Below are 19445 nucleotides of genomic sequence, written 5' to 3' on the forward strand. Positions count from 1 at the left end.
GCTAGCCGACCACGTGGCACGCCACCTGATGACCGGGCGCCACGCTGCGCAGGTGCGGCGCCTGTTCGCGGCACTGCACCGTGGCCAGCGGGCAGCGAGGATGGAAACGGCAGCCGTGCGGCGGGTTGGCGGGATTCGGCGGTTCGCCGCTTGCCGCCCGCGGCGGCAAGCGATACGCATCCAGCGTCGGCACCGCCGCCAGCAAGGCCTGCGTGTAGGGATGCAGCGGCCGGCGAAATAACGCATCGCGGTCGGCGCTCTCGACGATTTGCCCCAGGTACATCACCGCCACGTCCTGACACAGATGCTCTACCACGCCGAGATCGTGCGAAATAAACAGCAGCGTCACCCCCTGCCGTTCCTGCAAATCGGAAAACAGATTGATGATCTGCGCCTGAATCGACACGTCGAGCGCCGATATCGGTTCGTCGGCGACGATAAACTCCGGCTGCAGGATCAGCGCGCGCGCGATGCCGATACGCTGGCGCTGGCCGCCGGAAAACTCATGCGGAAACCGCCCGTAATGCTGTGGAGACAGCCCGCAGATCGACAGGGTATCGAGCACCCGCTCGCGCAGTTCCGCCTTGCTCGCCAGGCCGTGCTGCAACAGCGCTTCGCCGATGGCGTCGCCCACGCGCAGACGCGGATTCAGCGAGCTGTACGGATCCTGAAACACCAGCTGCATTTTCGGCCGCAGGGCGCGCAACGCCTCTTTGCTCAGGCTATCCAACGCCTGCCCTTTGAACATCACCTCACCGGCGGTTTTGTCGTGCAGGCCAAGCAGCGTGCGGCCGACGGTGGTTTTGCCGCTGCCGGACTCGCCCACCAGCCCGAAAATGCGGCCCTTGCGAATGCTGAAGCTGACGTCGTCCACCGCCTTCAGCTGGCCGGTGGTTCGCCCGAACAGCCCATCGCGCAGCGGGAAATATTTCTTTAATCCTTTCACTTCCACCAGAGGTTCAGTCGACATGGGGGCGCCCTCCGGCGTTGAGGAAACAGGCGGACTGGCGCTGTGGTGTGCCGTACAGCGGCGGGATGCCATCGCGGCAGCGAGCGGAGGCCTGCGCACAACGCTCGGCAAACGCACAGTGTTCAGGCAAGCGCGCCAGATCCGGCACCTGGCCGGGAATGGAATACAGGCGGCGGAGCCGCTGGCCCGGCACCGGCCGCGAGGCGATCAGCCCCTGAGTATAAGGATGCCGCGGCTCGGCCAACACTTCCCGCGTCGTGCCCTGCTCGACGACGCGCCCGGCGTACATCACCGCCAACCGATCCGCCATCTGGGCGATCACTCCAAGATCGTGGGTGATCAAAATCATCGCCATGTTGTGTCGCCGGCTCTGCTCGCGCAGCAACGCCAGGATCTGCGCCTGTACCGTGACGTCGAGCGCCGTGGTCGGCTCATCGGCGATCAGCAGCGCCGGACGGCATCCGATCGCCATGGCGATCATCACACGCTGCAGCATGCCACCGGACAGTTGATGCGGGTAGCAGCGCATCAGCGCCTCCGCACGCGCCAACCCCACTTCCGCCAGCCGTTGCACCGCCTGACCCCAGGCCGCTTTCGGCGACAGGGCCAGGTGGCGAATCAGCGGCTCCACCAACTGTTCGCCGAGGGTCAACACCGGATTGAGCGCGCTCATCGGTTCCTGAAAGATCATCGCCAGCCGGTTGCCGCGCAGATCGGCCATCTTTGATGCCCGCAGCGACAGCAGGTTCTGCCCTTCAAAGCGAATTTCACCGCCGTCTACCTGCGCCAGCGGCTGCGGCAACAGCCCCATCAGCGCCATGGCGGTCACGCTTTTGCCGCAGCCCGACTCGCCGACGATCCCCAGCGTTTGCCCGGCCAGCAGTTCCAGGCTGACCTGCTGCACCGCCCGCACCGGCCCTTGCTCTCCCTGAAACGACACCGACAGTCGATCGAACGCCACCAGCGGTTGACTCATCGTGTTACCCCGTTCATTTTCGGATCGAGCGCGTCCCGCAGGCCGTCGCCCAAGATATTGATCGCCACCACGGTGACGAAAATCGCCAGCCCCGGCGGCATCCACAGCCAGGGGCGGCGCTGAAAGTCGATCAGGCTGTTGGCGGCATCCATCATGTTGCCCCACGATGGCGTCGGCGGCACCACGCCCAGCCCGAGGTAGCTCAACGCCGATTCGCTGAGGATGGCGTTAGCCACCGCCATGGTGGCCACCACCACCAAAATCGGCACGGTGTTGGGCAGCAGATGGCCGAAAAGACGCCGACGGGTGGAGAGCCCCAGCACCTCGGTGGCCAGCATGAAATCCCGCTCGCGCAGCGACAGGATCTGGCCGCGCACCAGCCGCGCCAGCGACGGCCAGCCCAGCAGGCTCAGCATGATCATCACCATGTAGATGCGGTAGTCCGGCGAGACATCGAGCTCGGTCAGCATCGCCCCCATGATAATCAGCAGCGGCAGGCCGGGAATGGTCATCAGCAGATCGGCGAAGCGCATGATCAGCCGATCCGCCACGCCGCCCAGATAACCGGCAAGCGCACCCAGCACATAGCCCAGCGTCACCGACAGCAGCATCGACACCAGGCCGATGGTCAGCGATATCCGCCCCGCCAGCAGCAGCCGGGTGCAGATATCGCGGCCGAGAAAGTCGGTGCCCAACCAGTGCGCGCCGCTCGGTGCCTGATTGATATTCAGCACATCGCCGGCGTCGTCGCGCCACGGCGACAGCGACGGCCCAATCAGGCACAGCAGCGCCAACAGCATCAGCAATGCCAGCGATATCATCGCCGGCCGGTGGCGACGCAGCCGTCGCCAGGCCTGCGCGGCGGGCGGCGGCGACAGTTGCGCCAGTGCCGGCAGCTGCGCCTGGCGCCAGCGGCGACGGCGACCGAAAAACAACGTGGCCAACATAGCGTTACCTCAAGCGAATGCGCGGATCGGCGTAGGCGTACAGAATGTCCGCCAGCAGATTGCCGAGGATGGTCAGGGCCGCCAGAAACAGCGTGAACCCCATCAGTACCGGGTAATCACGCGCCGCCAGCGAATCGATATGGATATGCCCGGCGCCCGGCCAATTGAAGATTTTTTCGGTGATCAGCGCGCCGGAGAACAATCCCGGCAGCTCGAACCCCAGCAGGGTGACGATCGGCAGCAGCGCATTGCGCAGCGCGTGTTTGAGGATCACCGTTTTCTCCCTGAGCCCCTTGGCGCGCGCGGTGCGGATATAGTCCATGCGGATCACGTCCAGCATGCTGGCGCGGAAATAGCGCGTCAGGCTGCCGGCCTGCAACATCACCAGCGCCAGCACCGGCAGCAGCAGATGCGCCGCCACTTCCAGCGCCCAGGCCAGCCCGCTCGCCTCGCTGCCGGTGCGCAGCATGCCGCCCGCCGGTAACCAGTGCAGATCGACGGCGAACCATTTGATCAGCAGCAGACACAGAAAGAACGTCGGAAACGACATGGCGGCGAACACCGCCACGGTGATCAGATGATCGAACAGCGAATAGGGTTTCATCGCCGAGATCACCCCCACCGCCAGCGCAATGCCCCAATACAGCACCATCGCCACCGCCGCCAGCAGGAACGAGTTCCAGATGTATTGGTTAAGCAGCGTGCTGACCGGGATCTGATACTGCAGCGAAAAACCGAGATCGCCCTGCAGCAGCCGGCCGAGCCAGTGCAGGTAGCGGCTGAACAACGGCTGATCCAACCCGTACAGCGCCCGCAGCTCGGCAGCGCGTTGCGCGGTCAGGTTGATGTTGCCGTCGATAAAGTCGCCGGGCGCCAGGGCGAAGATGCAAAAAATCAGCAAGGAAGCCAACAGCAGCATCGGGATAGTCTGCAACAGACGGCGCAGGATAAAATTTCTCATCGCGATTTCCATCGCCGCCGCCCGGAGTGGCGCGGCGGCGTCAGGGCGTTACGGCGCCGGTTTGACGTTCGGCAGGCTGCCGACCAAGCCGTTGTAGATATCCGGTTTAAAGCCGGTGACGCGCGCGCTGCTGGCGCTCAAAATCTCGCGGTTGCCGAGCAGGATCACCGGCGGATCGTCCGCCAGCGCTTGATACAGCTGGTGGTACAGCGGCTTGCGCTGCGCGATATCCAGCGTGGCGTTGGCCCTGGCGATCAGCGCGTCTACCTGCGGGTTGTGATAACCGGTTTCGCTCTCGCTGCTGATGAAATCGCGCACGCCATCGTGCGGATCGTTCAGCGTACTGGTGCTGAGGGACGCCAGGTCGTAATTGCTCGCCTTGCGTTGCGCCAGCAGCGCATTGAAATCCAGTACCTGTGGCTTGAGCACCACGCCGAGTCGGCGATAGTTATCCTTGGCGATCGGCACCAGTGCATCGTTGATCAGCTTTTTGGTCACCAGCAGCGTCAGCTCCAGTTTTTTACCGTCTTTTTGCCGAATGCCGTCCGCGCCCACTCGCCAACCGGCCTCGTCCAACAGCTTCCCGGCCTTGTCGAGATCGTAAGCGTAGGGATTGATGCCGTTCGCGTCATAAGCCCAAGAGATCGGCGAGATCGGTTGGTTGGCGACCTTGCCGTAACCCTGGTACACCACGGCGATCAGCCTTTGCCGATCCAGGCCGTAGATCAGCGCCTGACGCACCCGTTTGTCCTGCAGCGCCGGACGTCTGAGGTTGAAGTCGATGCGGCTGTAATCGCTTGAGCTGTAAAGGTTGATATTGGCGAAGCCGAGCAGTTTGAGCTGTTCGATATCGTCCGGCTTGGCGGTAAAAGCGTCGTAGTCGGTCTCACCGGTCTGGAACAGCTGGAAGTTGGTGGCCGGGTTGGTGACGCGGTAGATAAAGCGCGCCATCGGCGGCGCACCGAGGTAGAAGTTCGGGTTGGCGTGGAAGCGGATCTCCTGCCCCGGCACGTACTTGTCGTAAATATAGGGGCCGTTGCCGAGCGGCTTGCCGTTGAAGGCGCGTACGCCGTCAAGCTTGCCGCGCTGATAGTCTTTGCCGTAGTAAGCCCGCGACAGCACCGGGCCGCCGATCAGCTGCAGCGTAGTCGCGCCCGGTTGGGTGGTGACGATCTGAATGGTGCGATCGTCGATCACCTTCAGGCCGCTGATGCCGGCGGCGGTGCCGTTTTTATACTCGGCGCCACCCTGGATGTGCGCCGGCGTAATGTCGGTGTCGCCGTCATAGGCCGGATCGTGCAGCAGCGTCAGGGTAAAGGCGATATCGTCGGCCTTCAGCGGCGAGCCGTCGCTGTAGACCAGATTCGGCCGCAGCTTGATGGTGTAGGTCAGATTATCGGGGCTGACCTGCCAGGACTCCGCCAATCGCCCTTCCGGCTTGCCCTGGCTGTCCAGGCCGATCAGGCGGCTGAAGATCACGTCGGTCACGTTCTCGTCCCAGCCGTTGGTGAACAGATACGGGTTGAAAATCCCCTGCGGCTCTGAGATGCCTGCCACCACGGTGTCTTTGCGCAGCTTGGCGGCGGCCGGTACCTGAGCGGCGTCGCTGGCCGGCGTGATGCCTTCGCCCAGCGTTTCCGCCTGCGCGCCGGCGCTCAGCCCCAGCGCGCAGACCAACGCCAGCGGCGTCAGCCGATATCGCAACAGTTTGTTTAACCTATTTTTTATTCTGCTCACCCACAGCCCCTCGTCTTCCCGTTGATAAAAATGTGACAAAATTTATCGCAGAGTAATGGGCGGCTGGAGGGCTGTCTAACAACGAAACCGGCATTCCATTGCCGAAAAAAGCATTATGAATTTTTCTGGGGCGAAGCGCCGCGCAAAACGCGGTTCAGCCTGCCGCCGCCAGCCCCCGGATAAGTTTGGCTAAGGTTTTGATCGCCTCTTCAAAGCGGTCGTTCCATTCAAAAGAGGCGTTGAGGCGGAAGCAGTGGTTGAAATGGTCGCCGGTGGTGAACATGCGCCCCGGCGCGATGCTGATGCCCCGGGAAAGGGCCCGCCGGTACAGTTCCATCGACGACAGCGCCGGATCCAGCTCCAGCCACAGGAAGTAACCGCCGTCGGGCTGGCTGACCTTCACCGTCGGCGGGAAATGATGGGCAATCGCCTGACGCATCGCGCTTTGGCGCTGGGCCAGCAGGCGCCGCAGCCGCCGCAGATGGGTATCGTAGCCACCGTGCAGCAGATAATCCGCCAGCGCCATCTGGGTCGGCACGCTGGTGGAAACGGTGCTCATCAGCTGCAAACGCTGGATCTGCTGCGCATAACGCCCCGCCGCCACCCAGCCGACGCGAAAACCCGGCGCCAGGCATTTGGAAAACGACGAGCAGTGCAGGATCTGGCCGCCGCTGTCGAGCGCCTTGGCCGGCAGCGGCCGTTCCGCGCTGAAGTACAGCTCACCGTAAACGTCATCTTCAATCAGCGAAATCTGTCGGTCGCGCAACAGCGTCACCAGACGCTGCTTGTTGGCCTCCGGCAGGGTGGCGCCCTGCGGGTTTTGGAAGTGAGTCATCAGCCAGCAGGCTTTGATCGGATACTGTTCCACCGCCTGCTGCAGCGCGTCCAGATCGATACCGTCCTGCGGATGCGTGGCGATCGCCACCGCCTTTAACCGCAGGCGTTCCAGCGCCTGCAGCGCGCCGTAAAACGCCGGCGACTCGATCGCCACATAGTCGCCCGGCTGGGTCACCGCCTGCAGGCTGAGGCTGAGCGACTCCATCGCCCCGGCGGTGATGACGATTTCGTCCGGCGCGACCTGCATGCCGCTCAGCGCATAGCGTTGGGCGATGTGCCGCCGCAGCGCGTCGTTGCCCGGCGGCAGGTTGGCCAGCGAACTGTGCGGCGTGAACTTGCGCGCTACGCTGCTCAGCGCCCGCGCCAGCTTCGGCTGGGCGAACAGCGTGGCGTCGGGAAAGGCCGAACCGAAAGGCACGATATCCGGATCCTTGCAGGCCTGCAGCACGTCGAAAATAAAGGCGTTGATGTCCACCTGCTCGCTCAGCAACAGCTTCTCGCCACGCGAAGGCTGGGGCAGCGGCTGCGGACGCGCCGCCACGTAGTAGCCCGACTGCGGGCGGGCGACGATCCACCCCTGGCTCTCCAGCAGTTGATAGGACTGCACCACCGTCATCAGGCTCAGTCCGGCGCGTTTGCCGCTCTCGCGCAGCGAAGGCAGTTTGTCGCCCGCCCGCCACACCCGGTTCTGGATCTGTTCTCTAATCTGCTGCGCAAGCTGCTCGTATCGGGTCATAACCATTAACTGTTATATGAAAAAGTAAAATAACTGTCACTATTATAGTCACTGTACTCCGTGCTTAACTTAACGCCAAGTATTTCACATAAAAATGACAGCTATACTCAAGAGGTTAATTTATGTTCAACCCTAGGAGGCGCCATGCTGGGTCTTGATGCACTGGAACTCGCCAGAATACAGTTCGCCTTCACCGTGTCTTTCCATATCATCTTCCCCGCCATCACCATCGGTTTAGCCAGCTATCTGGCGGTGCTGGAAGGGTTATGGTTGAAAACGCACAATGAAGCCTACCGTGAGCTTTACCACTTCTGGTCAAAGATTTTCGCCGTTAACTTCGGTATGGGCGTGGTGTCCGGGCTGGTGATGGCCTATCAGTTCGGCACCAATTGGAGCTTCTTCTCCGAGTTCGCCGGCAGCATTACCGGGCCGCTGCTGACCTATGAAGTGCTGACCGCCTTCTTCCTCGAAGCCGGTTTCCTCGGCGTGATGCTGTTCGGCTGGAACCGCGTCGGCCCCGGCCTGCACTTCTTCGCTACCTGCATGGTGGCGCTCGGCACGCTGATCTCCACCTTCTGGATCCTGGCCTCCAACAGCTGGATGCAGACGCCGCAGGGGCATGAAATCATCAACGGCCAGGTGGTACCGGTCGACTGGCTGAAGGTCATCTTTAACCCGTCCTTCCCGTACCGCCTGTTGCACATGTCCACCGCCGCCTTCCTCTCCTCGGCGTTCTTCGTCGGCGCGTCGGCCGCCTGGCATCTGCTGCGCGGCCGCGACACCCCGGCAATGCGCAAGATGCTGTCGATGGCGATGTGGATGGCGCTGATCGTCGCGCCGGTGCAGGCGCTGATCGGCGATGCGCACGGCCTGAATACGCTGAAACACCAGCCGGCGAAGATCGCCGCCATCGAAGGTCACTGGGAAAACCCGCCGGGCGAAGCCACGCCGCTGATCCTGGTCGGTTGGCCGGACATGCAGCGCGAAGAGACCCGCTTCAAGCTGGAGGTGCCGTACCTCGGCAGCCTGATCCTAACCCACAGCCTGACCGAGCAGGTGCCGGCGCTCAAATCCTTCCCGCCGGAAGATCGCCCCAACTCCACCGTGGTGTTCTGGTCGTTCCGCATCATGGTCGGGCTGGGCATGCTGATGATTCTGGCCGGGGTGTGGAGCCTGTGGCTGCGCTGGCGCGGCGGGCTGTATCAGTCGCGTCCGTTCCTGTACTTCATTTTGTGGATGGGTCCTTCCGGATTGCTGGCGCTGCTGGCGGGCTGGTTCACCACTGAGATCGGCCGCCAGCCGTGGGTGGTGTACGGCCTGCTGCGCACCAAGGACGCGGTCTCCGCGCACGGCGACCTGCACATGAGCATCAGCCTGCTGGCGTTCATCATCGTCTACTGCTCGGTGTTCGGCGTGGGGTATTCCTACATGATGCGCCTGATCCGCAAAGGGCCACAGCCGCATGAACACCAAGAAGACAATACCGAGGGCCGGCCGGCGCGTCCGCTGTCCGCGGTCAACGACACTCTGGACGACAGGAGCTGAACATGGGTATCGATCTTCCGCTGATTTGGTTTGTCATCATCGTGTTCAGCACCATGATGTACGTGGTGATGGACGGTTTCGACCTGGGCATCGGCATCCTGTTTCCGTGGGTGAAAGAGAGCGGCGACCGCGATCTGATGATGAATACCGTCGCCCCGGTGTGGGACGGCAATGAAACCTGGCTGGTGCTGGGCGGCGCCGCGCTGTTCGGCGCCTTCCCGCTGGCCTACTCGGTGATCCTCGACGCGCTGGCGATCCCGCTGACGCTGATGCTGATCGGGCTGATTTTCCGCGGCGTGGCCTTCGAGTTTCGCTTCAAGGCGAAGCCGGAGAAACGCCATATCTGGGACAAGGCGTTCATCTGGGGCTCAATCTTCGCCACCTTCAGCCAGGGTGTGGTGGTAGGCGCCGTGATCAATGGCTTCCCGGTCGAAGGCCGCACCTACGCCGGCGGCGCGCTGGACTGGCTGACGCCGTTCGCGCTGTTCTGCGGGCTGGGGCTGGTAGTGACCTACGCCCTGCTCGGCTGTACCTGGCTGGTGATGAAAACCGCCGGTGATCTGCAGGCGCGCATGTATCACCTGGCGACACCGCTGCTGGCGATCCTGTTGCTGGTGCTGGCCGCGGTCAGTATCTGGACGCCGATCGCGCATCCGGAAATCGCCGCCCGCTGGTTTACGCTGCCGAACCTGTTCTGGCTGCTGCCGGTGCCGGTGCTGGTGCTGCTCAGCGCCTGGGGGATTCAACGCGGGGTAAAACGCGGCGCGCACTACTCGCCGTTCATGCTGACGCTGCTGCTGGTGTTCCTTGGCCTTAGCGGGCTTGGCATCAGCATCTGGCCGCACCTGATCCCGCCGGCCATCAGCCTGTGGGACGCCGCCGCCCCGCCGCAGAGCCTCGGTTTTATGCTGGTGGGCGCGCTGTTCATCATCCCGATCATTCTGGTCTACACCTTCTGGAGCTACTACGTGTTCCGCGGCAAGATCAGCCATGAACACGGCTATCACTGAGGAGGGAGGACGCTATGCAAGATAAAACGGCAACCGCTGCGCCGGCGCCCTGGTGGAAACGCATCGGTTGGCTGGTGATCATCTGGAGCGCCAGCGTGCTGGGGCTGTTCGTGGTCGCCTCGCTGTTCCGCCTGCTGATGACCGCGGCGGGCATGAAGTCGCATTGACGCGGCGCCTTATCTGGCCGCGCTGTTGGGAAAGTAGAAGGAAACCACCAGCGTGACCAGCGGCAAGGCGCCGATCTTCACCAGCTCGAACGCTTGTCTCAGCGCTTCATTTTTCTCCCAATACGCGTGGGCGGCGAATACGCCCACGCTGACCGCAAATATCCCGCACAGCACCTGGCGCGCCAGGCGCAGCCGCTCCATTTCGTCGAAGACCAAGACCTGCTCCAGATAAACCTGGCTGGCCTCATCGTGCAAATTACGGCTTTCGATGTTCATGGGAAGATCTCCACGACCCGCCCCACCGCTTCAAGCTGTTCACCCTTCTCCCGTACAATGCCAAGAGAAGTACCATCCTGTTTCATCCAGTACTTATCGGCAAGGGTAATCAGTGCAAACGCCATTTTGATTACCTCGGTTTTTTCCATCCCGTGACGCCGGGCAATATCGTTCAGATCATCATCAATTTTGTTCGATAACCGAATCGGCAAGCTGCGCATAGTCCACCTCCTGTGGCCGTTGATTCACAGGGGGAAAGTCTACTGGAAGGGCAAATATCGTTCAATTAGTGAACTGCGTAACGCCTCGCACAATCCACATGCAACGCTAATGCGGTTTGCGCCCCATCGCGCTGAGGAAGCGCTGCTGCAGGCGCAACAGCTCCTCCAGCTCCAGCAGGCGGTAATCGATGCCGAAACGCGGCGCCACCTCGCCGATGATGCGGCTCAGCGCCGGGTAATGGCGGTGGCTCCAGTGCGGGAACAGATGATGCGTCAAATGCAGGTTCGCCCCGCCGAGCCAGTATCCCAGCCAGCGCGGCCGAGTCAGCCAGTCGAAGGTGGTGGCGAACACGTGGTGATACCAGCCGTGCGGCATCGCACCCTGCGCCGGCGCCTGGTAAAAATTGGCCTTGGCCCAGTGGGTGCCGATGATCAACATCACGAACAGCAAGGAAGAAAGCATCTGGCTCAGCAAATAGACCAGCAGGATTTGCCCGATGCCGATGGCCGGCGGCAGCAGCCAGCACGGGATCGCCAGCGCCAGCAGCAGGTGCGCCGCCTTGCCCGCCAGAAATCCGCACCAGCCGCGCACGCCCTGCTGCGCCATGCGCGCCGCCACGCGGGTGCGGCCCGCCCGGTCCAGCCAGTCGAACAGCCAGATGTAGTACGGGAACGTCAGCGCCGCCACCAGCGGCCAATAGTAACGCTGGGCGCGCATAAAGGGCCGCCAGCGCTGGAACGGCGTTTGCCGCAGCACGCCATTGGCGTCGATGTCAGGATCGTAATGTTCGATATTGTTATGGGCATGGTGAAACAGCACGTGGCGCACGCGCCAGCAGTCGGGATCCAGCCCCAGCGGGACGCTCACCAGGGCGTTCAGCCAGCGGTTGGCCCAGGGCCGACGGAAAAACGCGTTATGCGAGGCGTCGTGCACCACGTTCACCGTCAGGAACATGCCAATAAAGATAAAGCCGAAATAACAGGCGAAAAACGCCCAGCCGTTTTGCTGCTGCAGGCTCAACCCGTAACACAGGCCGCACAGCGCCAACAGCAGCGCCACCTTCGCCAGCATGCCGCCGTCGGCGAAGCGGTGATCGCCGTTGGCCGCCAAATAATGCTGGGCGGCCTGCATCAGCGCGCGATGTAGCCCGCCGTCATCGCGCCGATAGGCTAACGGGCGCAGCGGCTTCATGGCTGCCCCATTCGGCGCAAGAAGCGCTGTTGCTGCGCCAGCAGTTCGCGATAGCCGATGCAGCGGTACGCCATGCCGTGCCGCTGTGCGACCTCCGCCACCGCGGCGGCCAGCGCCGGGTAGTGGCGGTGATTCCAGCCGGGAAACAGGTGATGGGTCAGGTGATAGTTCAGCCCGCCGGTCAGGTGCTCCAGCCAGCGCGGCTCGGGCTGCCAGTCGCAGGCGGTGGCGAAATTGTGCCGGTACCAACCGTGCGGCATGTTGTCCCCCGCCGGTGCCGGGTAAAACTCGGCCTGCGCCCAGTGGGTGCCCAGCAGCAGGAACACCACCAGCAGCGAGGCAAACATCTGGCTGAGCGCGTAAGCCAACAGCACCCAGCCCCAACCGATGCCGTGCAGGTGGCACAGGATCAGCGGCACCACCAGCACCAGCGCCACATGGAGCAATTTGCACAGCACGAACAGCGCCCAACCGCCGCGCCCCGCCAGCACGCGTTTTTCCCGCAGCGGCGTTTTATCGAGCCGATCGGACCAATCGAAAATCCACGCGATGTAGGGTAGCGAGAGCGCGGCGATCAGCGGCCAGTACAGATGCTGATAGCGCATATGCGGCCGCCAGCGCTGGAACGGCGTCTGGCGGAAAAAGCCGTTCTCTTCGGTGTCCAGATCGTAGTGTTCGACGTTGGCGTAAACGTGGTGGTAATCCACGTGCCGCGTGCGCCAGTAGTCCGGATCGACGCCCAGCGGCAGCGTCACCAACCGCCCCACCAGGCGATTGGCCCAGGGCGCGCGCAAGAAGGCGTTATGCGAAGCATCGTGATTGACGTTGACGTTGAGCAGCATGCCCATAGCCACGAACAGGAAATAGCAGAGGAAAAACGCCCAGGATTGATGCTGCATCAGGCTCAGTGCATAAAACCCGATGCACAGCGCCAGCAACAGCGCGGCCTTGGCCAACCGCGCGGTATCGGCATAGCGATGATCGCCCGCCAGGCAGGCGTGCGCCGCGCGCTTGAGATCGCGATGAAACGCCTGCTCGCCATCGGTGGGGAAACGCAGCGGTGGTAATGAGTCAGCCATGCGGTTCCTCCACGGCGGCCGGTGCGGCCACTCGCCCCCAGCCCAGCGCGACGCACAGGGCATGCAGCGCCACGGCGGCCATGGCGATATGCCAATAGCGCTGCGGCCAGCCAAGATAGCCGATAAACAGCAGCGGCATGCCCAGCGCGATCAGCAGCCAGACGGCGCTCGCCCACGGTCGCCCTTCCGTCATGCCGCCCAGCGCTACCGATCCCAACGCCAACAGCACCAGCAGCGCCATTTGCGGCCAGCTGATGTCGCCGTAACCGTAACCGTATTGGTAGACGTAGCCGACCACCAGCGTGAACAACAGCATGGCGCCGCTGAAGACGCAGAGCGCCGAACGGCGGTCGCGCAGCCTGCCCTGCGCCGGGCGCCATGTCAGGCGCAAATAGCGCAGGAACGGCAGATTACTCGCCCAGAAAGGGTTGGCGGACGGCCGATCGCCGCTGACGCCGTAGCTGAACGGCCTGGTCGGTAACGCCGGGCAGAACGTGCCGAACAGTTTGTCCCAGAAGATAAAGCTGCCGCCGAAGTTCTTATTGGAATACGCCATGTCCTTGACGTGGTGCACCCGGTGGTGCGCCGGCGTGACCAGGATTTTTTCCAGCACGCCGAGCTTCGGCGTCAGCGCATTGTGGTTAAACAGCTGAATGCTGTAGTGAAAAATCGACACCGTGACGAACACAGACAGCGGCACGCCCGCCAGCGCCAGCAGCAAAAAGAACGGGATCGACGTCAGCGACGAATACCAGGAGTTGCGCACCCCCAGCGACAGATTGAAGTGCTCGCCCTGATGGTGCACCACGTGTACCGCCCACAGCACGCGAAAGCGGTGGTGCAGGCGGTGCAGCCAGTAGAAACCGAAGTCCCACGCCAGCAGGGCGAACAGCCACATCAGCAGCGGCGGCCAGGCGTCCAGCAGCCCCAGGCTGAAATGCGCGGCCACGTAGCCGTAGCAGGTGATCTCCAGCCCGCGGAACAGCCACAGCATGATATGGCCGGAGTTCAGATTGAACACCAGATCGTGCCAGTTGACCGGCTCACGGCGCCCCCACTGCAGCGCCACCGCCTCGGCCACCACGATGAACAGCATGAACACTATCGGCAACGCCAGATCGCTCATCCCATTTCTCCTTTAACTACGCGCCTGCGCAGAGTCTTGATGCGCAGGGCCAGCCCGCCGGCGCAAAGCGCCAGCAAGGCGCCACCTGCCAAATCGACAAACAAATGGCGACGCAGCTGCAGAATGGAGAACGCGATCGCCACACCCCACAGCATCCACAGCGCCGTCCGCATTTTGCGCTCGCCGTCGCTCAGCGCCCACACCGCCAGCACCGTCAGCGCCATGTGCAACGAAGGCAGGCAGTTCTGCGGCGAATCCACCTGCGTTAACGCCGCCAGCAGCTGCGCGCTGATCCCAACGCCCTCGTTCTGCGGATAGGCCATGGTGGTCGGCCACAGCAGGTAAACGGCCCCGGCGCCCAGCGCCGTCAGCTGCATCGCCAGCGTCAGCCATTTGATTCGCCGCAGCGGCGCCAGTAAATAGCCCGCCGGGACGATGAGGAAGAACGACAGGTAGAGCCAAATGGCCGCCGGGTTGAACGGGATCGCCCGGTCAAGCGCCGACGGCGGCAACAGGGTTCCCGCCCCCTGCAGGCGATCGGTCACGCTATACACCACCCCGACCGTCCCCCAGCCGAGCAACATGTGCCCTAGCCTGAACAGCGTATTTTTCATGCTTCCTCCGCCTGGCGCACGATGCGCCGCCGCTTGCGATCGAACTGCGGCAAAACCGCCTGCGCCGTCAACCGCCATTCGAGCCGAACGGTGGCGATGCCCTGGCGAGCGAACAGCGCGATCAGCTGCGCCTGGCAGTGCGCCAACGCCGCCGGGCTGCAATCGGCGATCAGCTCCAGCCGGTGCTCGCCGCGCTGGATCAGGCGGTAATCGCTGGCCAGCGGCAACGCATTGGCGATCGTCCGGCTGCAGGCATCGGCGAATACCGCCTGCGGCTGCCGCTGCGCATCGGGCAGCATCAGCTGATCGTCGCGCCGCCCTTCGATACGCGCAATCGCCCGCGTCGGCTGCCCGCACGGACAGGGTTCCTTGCGCAGCACCAGCACATCGTCCAGCCGATAACGCACGATCGGCTGCGTGCTGCGGGTGAAATCAGTGATCAACGGCGTGAAACGCTGCTCGTCGATCCACTGCGGTTCGATATGCAAAAACTCTTCGTTCAGATGCAGCGTACCGTGCGCGCAGGTCGCGGCCAGGAACCCCTCGGTAGCCTGATACACTTCGCCAACCGCCGGAAATACCTGCATCAGCAGGCGGCGATCCTGTTCTTCCAACACCTCGGCGACCGAAATCACTTTTTTGACCGGCAGCGTCACCTGCCCGGCCAGCACCGCCAGCGCCAAGGCGCGCAGCACCTGCGCCGGCGCCACGATGATGCTGGGCGCCTGCCGTTCCAGCGCGGGCAGATGCTCGCTGAACGGCGCCAGCAAATCGTAAAACGCCAGGCTCAGCCAACGGTTGTTCACGCTGTGATAGAGGTTATTGTCCGCCCGCAGAAACAGGGCGACACGCTCACCGGCCAGCAGCCCGTCCGGCAGCATCTTCGCCAGCATGCCGCCGGCCCACACCTGCTGTTCGCGCGGGCTGACGACAAACACGCCGCGCTGCCCGGAAGTGCCGGACGACAACCCGACGCTGTAGCGGCCGATCTTCGGCGTGAAATCGCGATCCGCCTCGCTACGCTGCGCGCAGGCCAGCACCGCCTCCCGGCTCAGGCCGGCGGTATTCATCCGGTCGAACTGCGCCATCATCAGCGCCTTGTCCATCTGCGGCCATTCGGCGAACGGCCGGTGGCTGAACCGCTGAAAATAGGGGCTCTGGCTCAGCACCCGACGGGCAAAGCCCACGAGCTGCCGGGCCTGATGCGCCTCCAGCGCCGCACGATCGCCAAAGCGCAGGCGCCGGGCGCGGAAATAGTGCCAAAGGGTCATGAAGGGGATCACAGGTCCCCCTCGTGGCACAGCAAAATGTTGACTTGCCCGCCCGCCCACAGCTGGTTGAGCCGCTCCAGCGTGCGGGTATACGCCGCCGCGTCGTCCATTACCAGATTAGCCAGGCGCGAAGGCCCGCGCAGCGTCTGGTAACTCTGCGGCGACCAGGCGGCGTCGCTGGCCAACAGCGTCCAGCCGGTGTCGGTGAGGATAAAGGCGCCGATATGGCCGGCCGCATGCCCCGGCAGCGGCACCAGCACGATCTGCCCTTCACTGCCCGGCAGCGCGTAACCGCGATCGAACGGCGCCAGCAGCGCGGGCAACGCCACCGAGGGAAAAGCTTCCATAAACTGCAGGCGGCTCTCGAAATCTGCCGGGATCAGACCGGGAATAAAGGCGCGCTTGAGCGCCGCGAAACCGCGCAGCCCGCGGGTTTGCTGCCAGCCTTCGCCGGAGCAAATAAAATCGAGGTAGCTGAAATCCTGCAGCCCGGCGATGTGGTCCGCGTGAAAATGCGAGACGATCAGCGCCTGAATGTCGCCTTCGGCGTAACCGGCGTCGCGCAGCTGATGCACCAACGACTCAGCGGGGTCGAAGTAGACCGGCGTCATGCGGCGGTAAAGGCTGAACAGCCCCGATTGCGTGTGCTGCTGAAAATAATGCGCGTAGCCGGTATCCCACAGCCAGCGGCGCTCCCCCACCTCCAGCAGATAGGCGCGCGCCGGGAATTTACACACCCGGAACCCGGCGCCGCGCAGCGCCATGCAGCCGATATGCGTGCAATAGCCCACTTCAAATACGGTGACCTTAGCCATGCTGTCCGCCTCCTTGCTGCCGCAGCCACTCGCCGGTCAGGCGGATCCCCTCCGCCATCGAGTAACGCGGCCGATAGCCCAGCTCTTCGATCGCGCGGGTCTGGCTCAGCGTCATGTCGAAATGCACCGCCGCCACGCTGTAGCGCGTCAGCAGCGGCTCCTTGCCGCTCAGGCTTGCCCACAGCTCCATGCCGCCGGCCAGCGTATGCAGCAGCGGATACGGCACGGCCTGCAGCCGGTAGCGCAGCCCCAGCGCCTGACGCAGCAGCGCATCCAGCATCTCCGCCAGCCGCTGCGGTTGGTGGTTGGTGATGTTGTACACGGCACCGGACGGCAATCCGCGCTGCCGGCTGGCCAGCGTCATGGCGTGTACCACGTTGGGAGCAAAGGTCAGATCCAGCAACGCCTGCCCGCCGCCGGGCAGCCGCAGCACGCCGCGATCGCGTTCGAGCTGTTGCAACAGCCGCGGCACGATCACCCGATCGTACGGGCCAAACAGGCCGCGCGGCCGCAGTATAATGTAGGTGGTTTGCGGGTAGATCTTCGCCTGCGCCAACAGCCGCTGTTCGGCCGCATATTTGCTGGCGGCATAGTGATTGGCGAAGCGCCGGGCGCGATAACCCTCATCAAGATCGTAATGCGGCTGAAAATCGAAGTAGATTGCCGGCGTGGAGATATGCACGAAGCGCCGCACGCCGCAGCGTCCGGCCGCCTCCGCCAGCTTCTCCGTCGCCGCGGCGTTGGTGCGGTGAAACTCTGCTTTACCGCCCCAGGGCGATGACTTGGCCGCACAGTGCCACACCCACTCGCAGTCGATCACCAGCTCCCGGCACTGCTGCGGCGTGGCCTGCGCCAGATCGAGCGCGCAAAACTCGGCGCCCAACTGACGCAGCGTTTCGCCAACCCGCTCATCGCGGCCGGTGGCGCGCACCTGATGCCCGGCCTCCAGCAACCACTCCGCCGCGTTGCGCCCCAGCCCGCTGGTCGCCCCGGTCACCAGCACCCTCATGGCAGCAACACCATGCCGGCCAGCGCCAGCCCGGCGGCGGTGCCGATCAGCATCACCGGCTGGCCGGGGTTAAATCGCCCGGTGGTCACGGCGGCATGCAGCGCGGTCGGGATAGAGGCCGCCACCTGGTTGCCGTGATGGCGGTAGATGTCCACCAGCGCCTCGCTGGAGACGTGCAGCCGTTTGCGCATATGTTCGAGCGACAAATGGCTGGCCTGGTGCGGCACCACGGTGGCGATCTGCGCCAGGGTCAAGCCGCTGGCGCTCAGCAGCCGGTCGAGGTAGCCCTCAATCAGCGCCGACGCCTGACGGAACAGCGGCTTGCCCTGCATATGAAACAGGAAGTCTTGCTCGCACATGCCGGCGCGCGGGTTGCGGCGCGTGCCGCCGGCGCGGATCTCGCACAGTTCGCTGCCGGCGGGATAGGTTTCCACCAGGCTGGCGAGGATGCCGCCGGTGCCGTCACCGCGCTCCACGATGGCGCAGGCGGCGCCGTCGCCGAAGATCAGCGACGACTCTTCGTGCTGCCAATCGATGCCGCGCGAAGCGAGATCCGCCGAGACGATGGCGATACGCCGATACGTCCCGGCGTTCAACAGCCCCGCCGCCACCTGCAGCGCAGAGATAAAGCTGACGCAGCTGCTGTTGATGTCGAAGCCCGGCGTACCCGGTGCCAGCCCGGCGACCTTGAGAATATGCGCGGCGGTGCACGGCAGCGCCTGCACAGATATCGCCGAGGCGGAGATCAAAAGGTCAATGGAGGCTGCCGGCATGACGCTGCGGGCCAGCGCGTCTTGCAGCGCGGCAGCGGCGAGCTCGGCCTGGCTGGCGTCGTCGGCGGCGTGATAGCGGTAAACGATGCCCGAGCGTTTTTCAACGTAGCCGGCCGGTTTCCCCAGGCGAGCATCGAGCGTAGAGGAGGCCACGCGGTTGGGCGGCAACGCGGCCCCGGTGGCGATGATTTTCAGAGGCAACAGCTCGGGTGAGCGACATTGTGTGGTCATTATTGTTATTGATTAACCTGACTATCCATAAAGCGATTCTCCCGCACGGCGTTAAGGCCATGCGGATCATCCCCGGTTTTTATGTCCCAAAAGGCCTTTCATCAAGGCGGTATCTCTTGTTATCGGCTACCACGGGCCGACATCCGTCGGCGGAAGCATAAGCGTAACATTACTGAGATATTCAGTTTACGGCAAGGCGGCGAGAATGGGCAGGTGGCGGGAGAATTATCGGAATAGCGCCGCCGCTGGCGATCGGCGGCGGCGGGGTCAGGCTCAGCGGCGGTTGCGCACCAGCTGGTAACGGCGGGTCAGGTACTCGACCGGCGCACTCCAGATATGCACCAGGCGGCAGAACGGGAACAGCACGAACAGCGTCATGCCCAGCACCATGTGCAGTTTGAAGATAATCGCCACGCCCTCCAGGTGCGCAGAGGCGCCGGCGTGGAAGGTCACCACCGCCTGCGCCCAGGCCACCAGCTTCATCATTTCGCTGCCGTCCATATGCTGGGCGGAGAACGGAATGGTCAGCAGACCGAGGCACACCTGCACCACCAGCAACGTCAGGATCATGATGTCGGCGAAGCTGCTGGTGGCGCGCACCCGCGGGTTGGTCAACCGGCGCTTCAGCAACAGCGCGCCGCCGATCAGCGTCATCAGGCCGCAGGCGCCGCCGGCGATCATCGCCAGCTTCTGCTTCACATCGATCGGCAGGAAGGCCTCATACATCCAGTGCGGCGTCAGCATGCCGAGGAAGTGGCCTGCGAAGATGCCGATAATGCCGATGTGAAACAGGTTGGACGCCAGCCGCATGCCCTTTTTATCCAGCATCTGGCTGGAGCCGGCGCGCCAGCTGTACTGCCCGTAGTCATAACGCAACCAGCTGCCGATCAGGAACACCGCGCCGGCCAGATAAGGGTAGATATCGAAGAAGAACTGATTCAAAAATTGCATG

General features: G+C 63.6%; 20 protein-coding genes. 3 read left to right on the plus strand and 17 right to left on the minus strand.

Features of this window, described 5'->3' with window-relative positions:
- Position 1: 1 nt before the first annotated feature.
- The 6 genes from C9411_RS02575 to C9411_RS02600 all read right to left on the minus strand — a co-directional run bounded on the left by C9411_RS02575 (position 2) and on the right by C9411_RS02600 (position 7164).
- Positions 2-970 carry an ABC transporter ATP-binding protein gene (locus C9411_RS02575; protein WP_107226349.1) on the minus strand — a complete coding sequence of 323 codons (969 nt, stop codon included), beginning with the start codon at positions 968-970 and terminating at the stop codon, positions 2-4.
- Positions 960-1946, minus strand: a complete 987-nt coding sequence (locus tag C9411_RS02580; RefSeq protein WP_063990201.1) for an ABC transporter ATP-binding protein — start codon at positions 1944-1946, stop codon at positions 960-962. The genes C9411_RS02575 and C9411_RS02580 overlap by 11 nt, the downstream gene beginning before the upstream one ends.
- Complete coding sequence (gene opp4C / locus C9411_RS02585) at positions 1943-2893, minus strand: oligopeptide ABC transporter permease (RefSeq protein WP_063990202.1); 951 nt, start codon at positions 2891-2893, stop codon at positions 1943-1945. Before opp4C ends, C9411_RS02580 begins: the two co-directional genes overlap by 4 nt.
- A 4-nt stretch (positions 2894-2897) precedes the next feature.
- Entirely contained in the window at positions 2898-3854 is a 957-nt protein-coding gene (locus tag C9411_RS02590; protein ID WP_048234726.1) for an ABC transporter permease, read from the minus strand.
- 48 nt (positions 3855-3902) lie between these two features.
- On the minus strand, positions 3903-5558 hold the full coding sequence (locus C9411_RS02595) for an ABC transporter substrate-binding protein (protein ID WP_063990203.1): 1656 nt from the start codon (positions 5556-5558) through the stop codon (positions 3903-3905).
- Between the two features lie 187 nt (positions 5559-5745).
- The gene (locus C9411_RS02600; RefSeq protein WP_107226590.1) at positions 5746-7164 is read right to left on the minus strand and encodes a PLP-dependent aminotransferase family protein; all 1419 of its coding nucleotides are present in this window, start codon (positions 7162-7164) and stop codon (positions 5746-5748) included.
- 144 nt (positions 7165-7308) lie between these two features.
- On the opposite strand from C9411_RS02600, the gene C9411_RS02605 reads away from it, so the two are divergent.
- From C9411_RS02605 to C9411_RS02615, 3 genes are read left to right on the plus strand one after another with little or no spacing between them, the layout of a single operon-like run.
- Positions 7309-8709: a cytochrome ubiquinol oxidase subunit I gene (locus tag C9411_RS02605; protein WP_004934615.1), complete on the plus strand. Its 1401-nt coding sequence runs from the start codon at positions 7309-7311 to the stop codon at positions 8707-8709.
- A gap of 2 nt (positions 8710-8711) precedes the next feature.
- On the plus strand, positions 8712-9719 hold the full coding sequence (gene cydB / locus C9411_RS02610; RefSeq protein WP_049202081.1) for a cytochrome d ubiquinol oxidase subunit II: 1008 nt from the start codon (positions 8712-8714) through the stop codon (positions 9717-9719).
- 14 nt (positions 9720-9733) lie between these two features.
- Positions 9734-9886, plus strand: a complete 153-nt coding sequence (locus tag C9411_RS02615) for a DUF2474 domain-containing protein (protein WP_071605360.1) — start codon at positions 9734-9736, stop codon at positions 9884-9886.
- A 9-nt stretch (positions 9887-9895) separates the two neighbouring features.
- Here the strand turns inward: C9411_RS02615 and C9411_RS02620 are convergent, their stop codons facing one another.
- From C9411_RS02620 to narI, 11 genes are all read right to left on the minus strand, one after another.
- The gene (locus C9411_RS02620; protein WP_055313318.1) at positions 9896-10162 is read right to left on the minus strand and encodes a hypothetical protein; all 267 of its coding nucleotides are present in this window, start codon (positions 10160-10162) and stop codon (positions 9896-9898) included.
- Positions 10159-10383, minus strand: coding sequence for a hypothetical protein (locus tag C9411_RS02625; protein ID WP_025303190.1), 225 nt, complete (start codon positions 10381-10383; stop codon positions 10159-10161). The genes C9411_RS02620 and C9411_RS02625 overlap by 4 nt, the downstream gene beginning before the upstream one ends.
- Positions 10384-10489: 106 nt before the next feature.
- Positions 10490-11575: an acyl-CoA desaturase gene (locus C9411_RS02630; protein ID WP_060424024.1), complete on the minus strand. Its 1086-nt coding sequence runs from the start codon at positions 11573-11575 to the stop codon at positions 10490-10492.
- On the minus strand, positions 11572-12654 hold the full coding sequence (locus C9411_RS02635; RefSeq protein WP_107226350.1) for an acyl-CoA desaturase: 1083 nt from the start codon (positions 12652-12654) through the stop codon (positions 11572-11574). Before C9411_RS02635 ends, C9411_RS02630 begins: the two co-directional genes overlap by 4 nt.
- Positions 12647-13780 (minus strand): sterol desaturase family protein, encoded by a 1134-nt coding sequence (locus tag C9411_RS02640; protein ID WP_107226351.1) that lies wholly within the window; start codon positions 13778-13780, stop codon positions 12647-12649. The genes C9411_RS02635 and C9411_RS02640 overlap by 8 nt, the downstream gene beginning before the upstream one ends.
- Complete coding sequence (locus C9411_RS02645; RefSeq protein WP_063990207.1) at positions 13777-14394, minus strand: phosphatase PAP2 family protein; 618 nt, start codon at positions 14392-14394, stop codon at positions 13777-13779. The genes C9411_RS02640 and C9411_RS02645 overlap by 4 nt, the downstream gene beginning before the upstream one ends.
- Positions 14391-15677, minus strand: coding sequence for a F390 synthetase-related protein (locus C9411_RS02650; protein ID WP_107226352.1), 1287 nt, complete (start codon positions 15675-15677; stop codon positions 14391-14393). Before C9411_RS02650 ends, C9411_RS02645 begins: the two co-directional genes overlap by 4 nt.
- Positions 15674-16480, minus strand: a complete 807-nt coding sequence (locus tag C9411_RS02655; RefSeq protein ID WP_107226353.1) for an MBL fold metallo-hydrolase — start codon at positions 16478-16480, stop codon at positions 15674-15676. Before C9411_RS02655 ends, C9411_RS02650 begins: the two co-directional genes overlap by 4 nt.
- Positions 16473-17489, minus strand: coding sequence for an NAD(P)-dependent oxidoreductase (locus tag C9411_RS02660; protein WP_107226354.1), 1017 nt, complete (start codon positions 17487-17489; stop codon positions 16473-16475). Before C9411_RS02660 ends, C9411_RS02655 begins: the two co-directional genes overlap by 8 nt.
- A complete protein-coding gene (locus C9411_RS02665; protein WP_107226355.1) occupies positions 17486-18493 on the minus strand; it encodes a 3-oxoacyl-[acyl-carrier-protein] synthase III C-terminal domain-containing protein in 1008 nt (335 codons plus the stop codon). Before C9411_RS02665 ends, C9411_RS02660 begins: the two co-directional genes overlap by 4 nt.
- 273 nt (positions 18494-18766) lie before the next feature.
- Positions 18767-19444 carry a respiratory nitrate reductase subunit gamma gene (gene narI / locus C9411_RS02670; RefSeq protein WP_025303199.1) on the minus strand — a complete coding sequence of 226 codons (678 nt, stop codon included), beginning with the start codon at positions 19442-19444 and terminating at the stop codon, positions 18767-18769.
- Position 19445: the final 1 nt, after the last annotated feature.

Origin of the sequence: Serratia sp. Nf2 (assembly GCF_003028435.1) — a bacterium.
Taxonomy (GTDB): domain Bacteria; phylum Pseudomonadota; class Gammaproteobacteria; order Enterobacterales; family Enterobacteriaceae; genus Serratia; species Serratia marcescens_L.